The organism is Klebsiella aerogenes (assembly GCA_029027985.1).
Taxonomy (GTDB): Bacteria; Pseudomonadota; Gammaproteobacteria; order Enterobacterales; family Enterobacteriaceae; genus Klebsiella; species Klebsiella aerogenes_A.
This window is the reverse complement of sequence record CP119076.1, coordinates 4358903-4372163: the sequence shown is the minus strand read 5'-3', so window position 1 is coordinate 4372163 and position 13261 is coordinate 4358903. Positions and strand designations below refer to the sequence as shown.

Here is a 13261-nt window from a genome sequence, read left to right as displayed (position 1 = left end):
TGCGCAAGCCGGGGTGCCCAACATCGAACGCTACTTCACTTCTGCCAGAGCGGTCTTATCGACATAAGGTTTCATCAGCGTGTCGGCCTCTTTCTGCGCTGCCTGCGCCGCTGCTTCCGGCGTCACATTGGCATCGTTCACCACCGCCGCCAGTTGGTTCTCCATCGCCTGACGCACGGCGACGGTCTCCCAGGTGGAGTACCACGGGTGCGCGTACTTCAGCTGCTCAAGGGCAATAGCCGCACGCGGATCCTGCTGCAGATATTCTTTCATTTCCGGCGTATCGTATGAAGCCTTACGCGGTGAGAAGTAGCCAGTAAAGCGGCTCCACGCGCCGTTCACCTGCGGGCTGACTAAATACGTCAGGAACTGGTACGCCGCTTTTTTCTGCGCGTCGTTGATGCCTTTAAAGCTCACCAGGCTGGCGCCGCCAATCGGCACCGCGCGTTGCTCTTTGGCTGGCAGCATCGCCACCCCGAGCTCAAAATCTTTGCTGTTTTCGCGCATAAAGCCCAGCGCGCCGGTACTGAGCATCGCCATCCCGACTTTGCCGGAGAAGAACGAGGCGCTGATTTGCTTCGAGTTCAGCACCCCGGACGGCATCACCTTGTCCCGGTAGATCAGGTTCTGCCAGAAGCGCAGGGCGCCGATGGCGGTCGGCGAGTTGTAATAAACTTCGCCCGGATAGTCTTCATTAAAGTATTTGCCGCCGTTGGCGCGCACCAGCGCCGAGAAGATCCAGCCGCCGTAATCGTCATTCGTCGACGGCAGCATGATCCCCCACTGGCCTTTGCTCTCGTTGGTCAGCTTTTTGGCATCAGCCAGCAGCTCGGCCCAGGTCTGCGGCGGTTGTTTGATCCCGGCCTGGTCGAACATCGTTTTGTTGTAATAGAGGATCGGTGTCGAGTTATGGAACGGGATCGCATAAGTGGTTCCCATCACCTGGGCGTTTTTGTGCATTGCTGGCCAGAATTCCTTCAGCAAAAAATCCCCGGCCTTTTGATCACCATATTTAAACAGCTCGTCCATCGGCAGGATTTCGTCCTTCAACGCCAGATCGGTGGTGAAGTTGGCGGACATGATCACTAATGCCGGCGGTTGCCCGGCCTTCTGCGCGGATTCTGCTTTGATCTTGGTGGTGTCGTAGTTGCCGGTGAAGATGCCGCGCACTTCGACATCCTGTTGCGACTCGTTGAATTCTTTAATGACGCGGGTCATCTCCATGGTCAGCTTGCCGTCTACCGGCGCCGGGAACATGAAGTCGATCTTCTCTTTTGCCAGCGCCGCGCCGCTCAGGGCGAGACTTAGCCCAACCGCAAGTGTTGTAAGAGGTTTAAACATGGTCTGTCTCCATCAGTAAATTATGCTGGGTTTCAGCATGAAAAAGATGAATGTCGGCAGGCGAGAAGCCGAGGATGAGCGATTCGCCTTTCTCCGGCACTGCGCCGCGATGGCGGCGGCTAAAGCGCAGGGTGCCGATCGGGGTGCTGACGTGGAGCAGGTAATCGGCTCCCATCAGTTCTCGTTGCAGGACGGTGGCGGACAGGCGCAGGTGGCCTTCTTCCACGCGGTCGCTGATATGTTCCGGGCGAATGCCCAACCAGACGCGGTGTTGGTCGCGGTGGCGCGGCGGTAGCGGATGGCGCAGCTCGCCGAGTTGTACCTCGCCATCGGCGCAGGGCAGCGACAGCAGGTTCATGGCTGGTGAACCGATAAAGCCAGCGACGAAGAGATTGGCCGGGTTGGCATACAAATACTCCGGCCGCCCCACCTGTTGCACATGGCCGCCGTTCATCACCACGATGCGGTCGGCCATCGACATCGCTTCCGTCTGGTCGTGAGTCACATAGACGGTGCTGGTTTTAAGCTGCTGATGCAGATCCATGATGCTGTCGCGCACTTCGCTGCGCAGGCGGGCGTCGAGATTGGAAAGCGGTTCATCCATCAGGAACAGACGTGGATTGCGCACGATCGCCCGCGCCATCGCCACCCGTTGACGCTGGCCGCCGGAGAGCTTCGCCGGTTTGCGATCGAGTAGCGTCTCCAGTTGCAGCATCTGCGCGACGGTATCTACCCGCGGCTGCCAGCTGCTTTTGTCTTCCTTGCGCACTTTCATGCCGAAGGTGATGTTGTCGCGTACCGATAGATGCGGAAACAGTGCGTAGTTCTGGAAGATCATCGCAAAATTACGCTCACGCGGCGTGGTGTCGGTGATGTTCTCATCATGCAGCCAGATTTCACCTTCACTCACCTGCTCCAGCCCGGCGAGCAGGCGCAGCAGGGTGCTTTTACCGCAGCCTGACGGGCCGACCAGCACCACGAATTCGCCTTCGTGGATATCCAGCGAGAGTGCGTTGAGCGCCGGTTTGCCGTCGAAGCATTTACTGATGTTTTGCAGACTGAGCATAGCGATTAGCGCTCTTCCGTTGGGCAACTGACGTTTTCATCGTACAGCCACGGCCCGGCGTAATGGGCCAGTGAGTGCTGATAGCTCACCCATTGCTCGCCGACCTGGCGATGCATCAGGCACGATGCCGGGGAGAGGTCGTAGTACGGGCGGGTATCTTCATGGCAATAAGGCACCTGATGTACGGTGCCGGGAATGGTAGAGATGATTGCCTGACGATACTGGGTCATGGTCAGGCTATGGTTGTGGCCGCAGAAAATGCGCGTCAGCGACGGGAAGCGCTCCACCAGCGCCAGTAGGCGATGGCCGTTCTCGCAGGCGATCGGGTCCATCTGTGCGTTGCCCAGCGGCAGCGGCGGGTGGTGCATAAATACCGTCGCTGGTTTATCACCGCTCTCAAACAACTGCGCTTCCAGCCAGTTAATGGTTTCATCGGTCAGCCAGCCCTTCGACGTTCCCGCGCAGCTGGAATCGATGAACAGCAGACGGGTTGCGAAGTCGTCCACCGCGTAACGCATGTTGTTGGCATCGCTGCCGAGCTGCGGGCACAGCGGCTGCAGGTATTCCAGAAACAGTGCTTTGTCATCGTGGTTGCCGGGGATCAGGTACAGCGGATAGTTCAGGCTGCCGAGGATTTGACGAGCGACCTGATACTCTTCCGGGCGGCCGCAGTTGACAATATCGCCGCTCACCACCACCGCGTCCGGGCGTTCGCTCAAGGCGTTCAACTGAGAGACGACATCGGCATTGGCGGCGTTGACGTCGATAAAGCCGTACAGCTTCTCGCCGCGGCTGCGGAAATGGGTATCGGAAATTTGCGCTAACAGCATGAGTAACTCCTTATTTGATCCCGGAGAAGCCGAAGCTTCGCAGGAACTGTTTCTGGAAAAGGATGAATGCCAGCATGAGTGGCAGGCAGACCATTAGCGTACCGGCGCCGATGGTGCCCCACTGGCCGCCGGATTCGGCGCCCATGGCGAAGGAGACCAGCCCGACGGTCAGCACCTGTTTATCGGGGTCGTTGAGCATCATCAGCGGCCACAGGTACTCGTTCCAGTGGTAGGTAATGCTGACGGTGGCGAAGGCCAGCACCGACGGCCAGGACATCGGCAGGAGCACGCGGAACAGCACCTGCCACCAGCGGCAGCCTTCCATCAGCGCCGCTTCCTCCAGCTCTTTCGGGATGGCGAGGAATGCCTGACGCATCAGGAATACGCCGAACGCCGAGGTGAAGTAGGGCATCATCACCCCGGTCAGGGTGTTGAGCAGGCCGAAGGTTTTCAGGGTCAGCATGTTCGGCACCATCATCACCACCGGCATGATCATCAACTGGACGAGGAACAGCAGAAACAGCGTTTTCTTGCCGCGAAACTCGTGACAGGCGAAGACGTAGCCAGCGGTGGTGATGGTGAATAGCTGCACGAAGAAAGTGCCGAAGGTGAAGATAATGGTGTTGGCGTACAGGCTCAGCCAGTCGGCGCTGTCCCAGGCGTCGCGGAAGTTATCGAGGGTCAGCGGCAGGCGCGGCAGCAGCGAGGCCATATCTTCGCCGAAGGTGGTGGCGCTGAACGAGGTCGCTAGCATCCAGATAAACGGGCTTACCCACAGCAACGCCAGGCAGCACATTAACACCGTCAGGGTGAACGGTTGCGAGCGGCGCAGGCGCAGCCACAGCGGGTGTGCGGCGGCAGGCGGGCGAACCATCAACGGCGAGATCTCAGCGCTCATAGTGGGCTCCTTTTTCCAGCAGTTTCAGGTTAATTAACGAGAAGGCGAACAGCCCGGCCAGCGTCAGAAAGGTGGCGGCGGAGGCTTTGCCCAAATCATGGGTATCCCAGGCAAGGTTCTGGATGTAATAGAGCAGCACGGTGGTGGCGTTGTCCGGCCCGCCACGGGTCATCACCGCCACGTGGTCAATCTGGGTGATGGAGTAAATCAGCGCGGTGGTGATAACGAAACTGAGCGTCGGGCGTAGCAGCGGTAGCGTCACCTTAAAGAACACCTGCGTTCGGGTCGCCCCTTCCATCAGCGCCGCTTCCCGCGTCGAGGCCGGTATGCTTTGCAACCCGGCGAGGAAAAACAGCATGTAGTAGCCAGCGAATTTCCACACGCCGATGAACGCCAGCGCCAGCAGCGCGCTGTTGCTGCGCCCCAGCCAGTTGTTGTTCATCGGCCCGAATAGCTTCGCCAGGTAGTGGTCGAGCAGGCCGAGACCGGGCATAAAGATAAACAGCCACAGCGCGGCGGCGCTGACCATCGGGATAATCATCGGGAAAAAGAAAGCGGTGCGCAGCCAGCGGTTGACGCGGTGGTTCTCGCTGAGTGCCACTGCCAGCAGCAGGGCGAGGGTCACGCCGGGCACCACCGTCAGCAGGATATAGAGCAGGTTATTGATCAGCGACTGCCAGAAGACGCTATCGGCAAACAGGCGGGCGAAGTTATCCAACCCGACGTACTGTGCCCCGTCGTTGGCCATGCGGGTATCGAACAGACTGTCGTAGACCGAACGTCCCAGCGGGAACCAGGTAAACAGCAGTAAAAACAGCAGTGAAGGCGACAATATCAGCCAGGGGAGCCAGCGCTTATTCATGGTGACGGGCGTCTCGTTCAGGCGTTTATGGAAGCCCGGATTGTGGGAAGCGATGACTACAGGGGCATGGCGGGGAGATGACGGTTTGATGAAGCAAGGCGTAATGTGCCGGGCAACGGAGCCGCCCGGCGCGGAGTATGGCTTAGAAGTCTGCTTTCAATACCACGCGATAGCGGGCTTTGCCCTCGCGTACGTGCTTCAGGGCTTCGTTAATTTGCGACATCGGGTACAGCTCGGTGGTCGGAGCCACTTTGCTGCGCCCGGCGAATTTCATCAGTTTGCGCAGTTCCGCCGGGTTACCGGTCGCCGAGCCGGAGATGCTGCGGTCGCCGCCGATGAGCGTAAAGGCCGGTACCGGGAACGGCTTCATTACCGCGCCGACGGTATGGAAGTTGCCGCCGTAAGCCAGCGCCTGGAAGTATGGCTGCCAGTCGAGGTCCACTGCCACGGTGTTGATGATCAGGTCAAACTGACCGGCCAGCGCGGTGAGGGCAGCTGGATCGCGGCTGTTGACTACGCGGTCGGCGCCCATCGCCAGCACTTCCTGTTCTTTAGCCGGGTTGGAGCTGAAGGCGGTGACTTCCGCGCCCATCGCCCGCAACAGCTTAATGGCGATATGGCCGAGGCCGCCGATACCGATCACGCCGACGCGGCTGGTGGCGGTGACGTGGTGGGTCAGCAGCGGTTTAAAGACGGTGATGCCGCCGCACAGCATTGGGCCGGCAGAAGCAACATCGATGCTCTCCGGCAGCGGGATCACCCATTGCCAGTCGGCGCGTAGTTTATCGGCGAAGCCGCCGCGATTCATGATGGTCGGCACTGAGCCTTCCAGGCAGTTGATCTGGTTGCCGCTGATACAGGCGTCGCAGTGGCCGCAGCTGCGTGCCGTCCAGCCGATGCCGACCTTCTGGCCAATCTTCAGCCCTTTACCCTGCGCGGCGCTGCCTAGCGCCGCGACCCGGCCAATCACCTCGTGACCGGCGACCAGCGGGTAGCTCGACATGCCCCATTCGTTGTCGATCATCGACAGGTCCGAATGGCAAATCCCGCAGTAGTCCACCTGCACTTCGACATCTTCCGGCTGCAGTTCGCCGGCATCGTACTCCCACAGCGACAGATCGGCGCCCGCTTCTTTGGCGGCGTAACTTTTAATGATGCTCATGTTAGTTTCCTTGGGGTTGGCGTTGTTACGAAGGAAGTGTAGAGCATGACAATCTGCGACGCTTGGCATTAGGAGGCGTCGTAAAGCGGGCGGGTCTATGCTGCGGCATACTGGAACGAAAAGAGCATAATGTGAGAATAATTTGAGAGGTATGTGAGTGAAGTTGAGCGCCGGCGACGCTACAGGTTGAATGGCGGGTCAGTTGAGGGAGGATAAAAGGGGGCACGGGAAGCGGTTTGCTGAGCCGGGATAGGTGAAAAATGTGACGCGAAACCGTCTGTTTTCGGGATTGCGCTGTTTTTTTCAACACTTAGCGCGCCTGACGCACGCTGTCGCTTGCATGGCGGCCGCTGACAGGTATAATCCAAAACGTTTTCCGTATCCCTTCAGTGCCGAAGTGGCGAAATCGGTAGACGCAGTTGATTCAAAATCAACCGTAGAAATACGTGCCGGTTCGAGTCCGGCCTTCGGCACCATCGGAACATCAATAGACGTCAATGGACGTCTTTTTTTGTGCCTGAAATCCTCGCCACACAAGGCTTTATGCGATTTTCCTTTCAACAGAAGTCAATCTGAGTCAACCCACATCAAGTCGCTTGTGAGTATAGAACCGAGTATATATGCTGGTTCGATAATGGTTGTATACTCACGGCGGCACATGAAAGGAGAACTTTTATGGCTCTGACAGATATCAAAGTGCGTTCTGCGAAACCGCAGGAAAAGGAGTACACCCTGGTCGATGGGGATGGCATGTTTTTGCTGGTTCACCCCAACGGCTCTAGATACTGGCGGTTCCGCTTTCGTTTTGGTGGTAAGCAGCACCTGATGGCGTTTGGGGTTTATCCTGAAACATCCCTGGCTGATGCTCGTCAAAAGCGGGAAGAGGCCAGAAGGCTTGTTGCTGCTGGAATCGATCCTCGCGAACACAAACGAGCTGTGAAAGAAGAACAGGCGAAAGAAGCCATTACTTTTGAGTCAGTTGCCAGAGAGTGGCACGCAGCAAATAAAAAATGGACAGAAGAACATAGTCGGCGGGTGCTGAAGAGCCTGGAAGATAATTTGTTCCCAGCGATTGGAAAGCGCAGTATTGATAGTTTTAGTACGCGCGATCTCCTTGTGCCTATCAAAGTAGTTGAGGCTACAGGGCGTCTTGAAGTGGCTTCGCGTCTTCAGCAGCGTACCAATGCGATTATGCGTTATGCAGTGCAAAGCGGTTTGATCGATTACAATCCTGCTCAGGAGATGGCTGGGGCAGTTGCTTCCAGTAATCGTGTCCATCGACCAGCACTTGAACTGAAACGCTTACCTGAACTACTCCACCGAATTGATAACTACACCGGACGGCCTTTAACCCGTCTGGCTGTTGAGCTAACGTTATTAATCTTTATTCGTTCCAGTGAGTTGCGCTTTGCCCGTTGGTCCGAGATCGATTTTGAAAGGGCAATGTGGACAATCCCAGCAGAACGAGAAGCTGTAGAAGGTGTTAAGCATTCGCAACGTGGTTCTAAAATGCGTACACCTCACTTAGTACCGCTGTCTCGCCAGGCATTAGAAATTCTGAAACAGGTTCACAAGTTTAGTGGCGAGCGTGATTTTGTTTTCGTTGGCGATCATAACCCTCGTAAACCGATGAGTGAAAACACGGTGAATAAGGCGCTGCGTGTTATGGGGTATGACACTAAGGTGGAGGTTTGTGGGCATGGCTTCAGGACTATGGCATGTAGCTCGCTGATTGAGTCAGGGCTGTGGTCAAGGGATGCTGTAGAGCGGCAAATGAGCCATATGGAACGTAACTTAGTACGTGCGGCTTACATTCATAAGGCTGAACACTTGGATGAGCGCCGTTTGATGTTACAGTGGTGGGCAGATTTTCTTGATGTGAATCGGGAGAAGGGGGTTAGTCCGTTTGATTTCGGTAAGAATACTTAAACCTAGTGCAGCCGGATATCTTTAAGCGGTTCCTCGAGAGCTGATTTTGGGCCCGCATTGATTGCTTTATGTACTTTTCTATGATCAAATCTTCCTGAAAGGAGTGAGCATAAATGTTACATAAGCGACTATCTCTAAGATTTATAGAGAACTTACTGTTTTTTGCAACATAAAAACAGGAGGTTGCGATCGATGCTAAGGCTCGACTGGTTGAAGGTTATTGTGTGATTAGTGCCCACATTTACCGTATGTAATGCTTAACCCAATCTACAACAATGCAGGTTGTTGTAAGAGAAAAAAATTGAAAGAGCGGAGAATCAAGAAGTGACAACGCCAAACAAGCCAAATCTTACATGCATCGATCTTTTCGCAGGATGCGGTGGCCTGAGTCTCGGGCTAAAAGAGGCTGGCTGGGCCGGTATTTTTGCAATCGAGCGCGATCCGATGGCGTTTGAAACCCTATCTAATAACTTCTTGGTACAAAATGCACCATACGCAAGTTTTGACAAATGGCCAAGTTGGCTGTCAAAAACTAACCATGACATAGTGGAGCTTCTAAGAAATGAGTCTAATAGGGCTCATCTTCTCTCATTACGTGGCTCTGTAACTATGATGGCCGGAGGACCCCCTTGCCAAGGTTTCAGTGTTGGAGGGCGGCGCGATGGTGCTGATGAACGGAATGATCTTGTATATCAAATGCTTGATATGGTTGACTTAGTTCGTCCACGCATTGTATTAATTGAAAATGTCGAAGGGATAGCTCGTCGCTTTGTAGCTCGCCCTGGTGAAGAGCGTACCTCAGTTGCTGACTCTGTAATTAAGCAACTCGCTGAGTTGGGTTATACGAGTATTTTAAATGTAGTAGATGCCAGTCGTTTTGGGGTGCCGCAATCGAGAAGACGGGTGGTTATACTAGGTATTCAAAATTGTCCAATATCTTCGCAAGAACTAAATATTGCATTTAATGATAATCTAAATGAAGCAGCTCTGGCAGTTCGTGAGCATTGGGGATTACATAAAAGCAAAAATATCACAGCAAAGGAAGCAATAGACGATCTCACTGGGGGTTTGCGAGTTATTTGCCCCGATTCTGAGAAATTTGAGTCATCAACCTATACTAAAGCTGTTTCTGCATATGCGCGTGCTTTAAGGAGAGGGCAAAAGACAGGGAATATTCCTAACTCTCATCGGTACTCAAAACATGGGGAGCGAATTCTTGATTTATACAACCTCGCTCATCAAACGCAGCCGCCTGGGAGACTGTCCAAAGCTTTCTTATTAGAAAACGGAACTAAAAAGGACAAAAAGGTCCTGATTGATTCTTCAGAGGCAGTATCAACTATTACGACGCATCCTGACGAATTTATCCATTATGCAGAGCCTAGGAACATTACTGTCCGTGAAATGGCTAGATTTCAGTCTTTTCCTGATGACTTCCATTTTTACGGCCGATATACCATCAATGGACCACGTCGGAAGTTTGATGTGGCTAGGTGCTCGCAAGTAGGAAATGCGGTTCCGCCTTTGATGGCTGAAGGTATAGGCTTGGCAGTACGAAACTTGCTTTTATTATTAGGAGATAAAGGTGTTTCGGAGTTAACTCTGCCGACCTCAGAAATTGAGGAAGATATTTCTGTCAATTTGAAAAATTGTGGTTAATAAAATGTTAGTGAAGTTATCGTCAAGGCGATAAATATTTGTAGGGACATTCAAACTATAATCTCAGATTGCAGTTTGAATGTCCCTCAAAAACTAACATCAAAATCATAAACTGTCTTGTTAGTTGTTAGGGGCGATTTTTCATATGATGACTAGAAGTAATCCGTTACAATGTTTACAATTGCGAACTATGTTTAACGCTGCATTCTAGCAATCACTTAGCAGCTTTTTTCAAGGAAATAAGAAATGGCACTTCTTGATCTTTTGAGTACAAATAGTGAAGAAAAATGCATTTTAGAGAAAGCTAGCTCTGTAGCGGAACTACATGAGGTGTTTCCTGATTCCGAATGGGGGATAGATACAGATTTCAACTTTTATACTCAAGCTAATATTGATAATATTTGGAATAATGAGCTACGTCGTGGAATTAGAAATAAAATTAAAATAGCTGGCCTTGGCGAAGATGACTATAAGTCTTGGTTAGGAGATGTGCATTTTCTTAATATCAGCATTTACCGTAAAAGCCTATTTGAGCGTTACAGAAGCAATGCAGGTTGGCGTTTAATCGTTATGGCGTTGCCGCGAGCAGGGGCAATTTTGCTTGGGATTGCTTCACATTATCAAAATGCTCAAAACCACAACAAACTATCGGAAGTTTCGAATCTCCTTTTTGATATTGCTTCAGATGCAGTAAAAAGAGAGGGACAATCCCATATGTTTGGTCGAAAAATATCAAGTATTGATTGGGACCAAAATGGATTATTTCCGTCTCCATTATCAACTGTGGCTGGTGTTTCTATTTCTCCTGATGTTGTATTTCTTAAGGATGTAAGAACAACAACCTTAAAGAAAATATTGGCATCATTTATTACTGTAAAGGTGTTACCAAATTCAGTAAGTAAGGCTGAATTATATAATGATTTATCCCAATTAGCAAAAACTGCAAAATTTCTTTCCTCAAATGTTTATCCGTTTGGCAGTTTGGAAGAGTTTGAAGCCCTCCGTGCACTAGCATTACAAGATCTCGCTGCTGCTGGAACTCGGTTACTTTTGCGGAAAAAAAGCTCAACCAGATCAATCGTTCGCATCTATTATGGTCCTCCAGGAACAGGGAAAACTTTGTCTGCAGTTCGTGAAGCAGTTAAATTGATAGAACCTAGCTTCGATGATAAAGGCGAGTTATCTTACTCTTTTGAAAGATTCAATGATTATCGGGATCAGTGCGCCTTTATAACTTTTCATCCCTCCTTACAATATGAAGATTTGGTCGAGTCAATTCGACCAGTAATAGTTAATGAAGATGAAGTTGATGAATCAATTGAAAATAATAATTTTGATTTAAAAAATGGACAACTGAGATATCGACTTCATGAAGGGTTATTACTCAGAATGATTAGACGTGCAATCCAATCACCTGAAAAAGAGTTCGTTATTGTTATTGATGAAATAAATCGAGGTGATGTAAGTAGGATTTTAGGCCCACTAATTTCTTCTCTGGATGCTGATAAGCGAGTTGGTGCGGAATTCCCTATCGGAATCGAGTTGCAATACCCTCGGGCTGAAGAGTTAGAGTCGCGGCTTTTCATGCCATCAAATTTGCATATAATAGGAACGATGAACTCTGCGGATAGAAATATTGCACTTGTCGATCATGCACTTAGACGTCGATTTGATTTTGTTAATATTCCACCAGATTCATCCCTATTACGTGACACCATTGATAGTCCATCTATTAATTGCGGACAGCTTTTACGGACAATAAATTCAAGGATAGAACATCTATTAGATGCAGATCATTGTATTGGACATGGTTACCTAGTAGGCTGTGATACGAACTCGAAAGTTATTGAACGGTTAGCAACTAGAGTTATTCCTCTACTGCGTGAATATTTTTATGGTAATGAAGGCTTGATACAGCTTGTCTTGGGAGACTCCGCGTCAAAAAATGCAAACTTCTTTAAAATAAATCCAGTGGAAAAACAGTTTGAAGTTTTATTCGGAGTAGATCAGGATACTGCTGCTTCATTTGGTTATAGGGCACATTCTGTAACTAAAAACTTAGAGTTAGATCCACGGTTTTGGAATCCAAAAAAAGTTATTCCGGGGCCAGATAATGAAGACTATGCTATCCATTGTGTTCTAAAAATATGTCAACCTATTCTCATTGACACCAATGTATTTAATTGAGAGCTTGAGAGGGGTCAGTGAAGCGTATACTGAAATGTGAGGAATGGGCCAAGCTAAGAATTGGCGAAGGCCTTGAGTTAAGCAGCTTTGACGAACTCACATCAATTCTCCATGCATGGAAAAAAAGCACAGGGAAAAATACAGATGCTTATTTCGATATTTATGCAGGAGCATTGGTGCCAAAATTTTGGACAGGAACCTTGGAAACATCTAAGCTAATTCTAGAGGTTGTTCCAATAGGTGCTAATTTGCTGGATCAGAAAAACAGAACCCTATTGGATAATAATTTATCTAGAATGCTTGAGAATGCTATATCATCTAGTTTCATCACCGCTGGATTAGCCCCTCTAAGTACTGATGGAAATAAATTCGATTCATTGTTGGGAATATTTTGTGATGAGTTACAGTTGGCACGCCGTCGCCAAGTCATTCGACGATATATATCTTCATCAGATAGCCTTTCCTCCCCTAGAGGTCGAATAACCTTTCCTGAGCAATGTTACGAAAATATTCGTAGGCCAGGGCGTTTTGCATCATCATGGGTTGCATTGACTGAAGATGTTCCGGAGAATAGAATTTTTAAAGAAGTTTTACTGCGCTACCGATCGAGATGTTCTGCCAATATAAGAGGAATTATTGATCTATGTTTATCCGATATGGATTCAGTCAATATCTCCCCAGATTATCGATTAGAATGGCCAAAGGTGCGTACTGACCGTTTATCCGCAACCTATCATTCCCTTCTTCGCCAAAGCCAATCACTCTTGGAAGAGAGGGGTATTGGAATATTTGTTGGTGATGAATTAGCTACATCAGAGATTATATTTACCTATCGTTTATTTGAAGCATTTATTGCAAAGGAATTGAATTGGATTGCTACATCCGAAGGTTTAATAGCGAAAACACAGGCAAGAGGGACTTTTGCGTGTTCTAGTAATGATGGTGAAGGTGTATTTGAGCTAATTCCTGATGTAAGGTTGATTAATAATGAAGGGGCTACTGAACTCATAATTGATACAAAGTGGAAGTTTCTTCACATGAATAAACGTAATTTAGGTATCTCACGTGAAGATATCTATCAAATGTTGACGTATGGCATGCGTTTCAATTGTATGGACATTGTGCTTTTATATCCAGATGTTACCAGTGAGACTGGAAATAAAGGGGGTTACCATAGATTTGATACTTTTCAAGAACAGGGTAAATATTCTTTACATGTAGTAAAAATTCCGATGCTCGCTAACTCGTTATTGGCGATTAGAGACGTGTTGAAAAAAGTGGTTATGATCAGCCGATCAAAAAATAAATAAACTACTTGTTAAGTTAA

General features: G+C 50.1%; 10 protein-coding genes and 1 tRNA gene. 5 read left to right on the top strand and 6 right to left on the bottom strand.

What is annotated here, in order from left to right; translation table 11 throughout:
• Positions 1-30 precede the first annotated feature (30 nt).
• The 6 genes from PYR66_20810 to PYR66_20785 form a co-directional block, all read right to left on the bottom strand.
• Positions 31-1341: an ABC transporter substrate-binding protein gene (locus tag PYR66_20810; GenBank protein WEF27691.1), complete on the bottom strand. Its 1311-nt coding sequence runs from the start codon at positions 1339-1341 to the stop codon at positions 31-33.
• Positions 1334-2407: an ABC transporter ATP-binding protein gene (locus tag PYR66_20805; protein WEF27690.1), complete on the bottom strand. Its 1074-nt coding sequence runs from the start codon at positions 2405-2407 to the stop codon at positions 1334-1336. Before PYR66_20805 ends, PYR66_20810 begins: the two co-directional genes overlap by 8 nt.
• A gap of 5 nt (positions 2408-2412) precedes the next feature.
• On the bottom strand, positions 2413-3237 hold the full coding sequence (locus PYR66_20800; GenBank protein ID WEF27689.1) for a phosphodiesterase: 825 nt from the start codon (positions 3235-3237) through the stop codon (positions 2413-2415).
• 10 nt (positions 3238-3247) lie between these two features.
• Positions 3248-4135 (bottom strand): carbohydrate ABC transporter permease, encoded by an 888-nt coding sequence (locus PYR66_20795; protein ID WEF27688.1) that lies wholly within the window; start codon positions 4133-4135, stop codon positions 3248-3250.
• Positions 4125-4997 (bottom strand): sugar ABC transporter permease, encoded by an 873-nt coding sequence (locus PYR66_20790; GenBank protein ID WEF27687.1) that lies wholly within the window; start codon positions 4995-4997, stop codon positions 4125-4127. The genes PYR66_20795 and PYR66_20790 overlap by 11 nt, the downstream gene beginning before the upstream one ends.
• 142 nt (positions 4998-5139) lie before the next feature.
• Positions 5140-6159, bottom strand: a complete 1020-nt coding sequence (locus PYR66_20785) for an NAD(P)-dependent alcohol dehydrogenase (GenBank protein ID WEF27686.1) — start codon at positions 6157-6159, stop codon at positions 5140-5142.
• A 391-nt stretch (positions 6160-6550) separates the two neighbouring features.
• Between PYR66_20785 and PYR66_20780 the strand changes: the two genes are divergently transcribed.
• The 5 genes from PYR66_20780 (at position 6551) to PYR66_20760 (ending at position 13244) form a co-directional block, all read left to right on the top strand.
• Positions 6551-6635, top strand: a tRNA-Leu gene (locus tag PYR66_20780).
• A gap of 199 nt (positions 6636-6834) precedes the next feature.
• The gene (locus PYR66_20775) at positions 6835-8088 is read left to right on the top strand and encodes an integrase arm-type DNA-binding domain-containing protein (GenBank protein ID WEF27685.1); all 1254 of its coding nucleotides are present in this window, start codon (positions 6835-6837) and stop codon (positions 8086-8088) included.
• Positions 8089-8412: 324 nt separating this feature from the next.
• Complete coding sequence (locus PYR66_20770; protein ID WEF27684.1) at positions 8413-9747, top strand: DNA cytosine methyltransferase; 1335 nt, start codon at positions 8413-8415, stop codon at positions 9745-9747.
• Between the two features lie 246 nt (positions 9748-9993).
• Positions 9994-11934 carry an AAA family ATPase gene (locus PYR66_20765; GenBank protein WEF27683.1) on the top strand — a complete coding sequence of 647 codons (1941 nt, stop codon included), beginning with the start codon at positions 9994-9996 and terminating at the stop codon, positions 11932-11934.
• Positions 11935-11951: 17 nt separating this feature from the next.
• The gene (locus PYR66_20760; protein WEF27682.1) at positions 11952-13244 is read left to right on the top strand and encodes a hypothetical protein; all 1293 of its coding nucleotides are present in this window, start codon (positions 11952-11954) and stop codon (positions 13242-13244) included.
• Positions 13245-13261 lie beyond the last annotated feature (17 nt).

Bases quoted from the DNA above. Each gene is read 5' to 3' on its own strand.
- PYR66_20810 (WEF27691.1), bottom strand. From the start codon at position 1,341: ATGTTTAAACCTCTTACAACACTTGCGGTTGGGCTAAGTCTCGCCCTG.
- PYR66_20805 (WEF27690.1), bottom strand. From the start codon at position 2,407: ATGCTCAGTCTGCAAAACATCAGTAAATGCTTCGACGGCAAACCGGCG.
- PYR66_20800 (WEF27689.1), bottom strand. From the start codon at position 3,237: ATGCTGTTAGCGCAAATTTCCGATACCCATTTCCGCAGCCGCGGCGAG.
- PYR66_20795 (WEF27688.1), bottom strand. From the start codon at position 4,135: ATGAGCGCTGAGATCTCGCCGTTGATGGTTCGCCCGCCTGCCGCCGCA.
- PYR66_20790 (WEF27687.1), bottom strand. From the start codon at position 4,997: ATGAATAAGCGCTGGCTCCCCTGGCTGATATTGTCGCCTTCACTGCTG.
- PYR66_20785 (WEF27686.1), bottom strand. From the start codon at position 6,159: ATGAGCATCATTAAAAGTTACGCCGCCAAAGAAGCGGGCGCCGATCTG.
- PYR66_20775 (WEF27685.1), top strand. From the start codon at position 6,835: ATGGCTCTGACAGATATCAAAGTGCGTTCTGCGAAACCGCAGGAAAAG.
- PYR66_20765 (WEF27683.1), top strand. From the start codon at position 9,994: ATGGCACTTCTTGATCTTTTGAGTACAAATAGTGAAGAAAAATGCATT.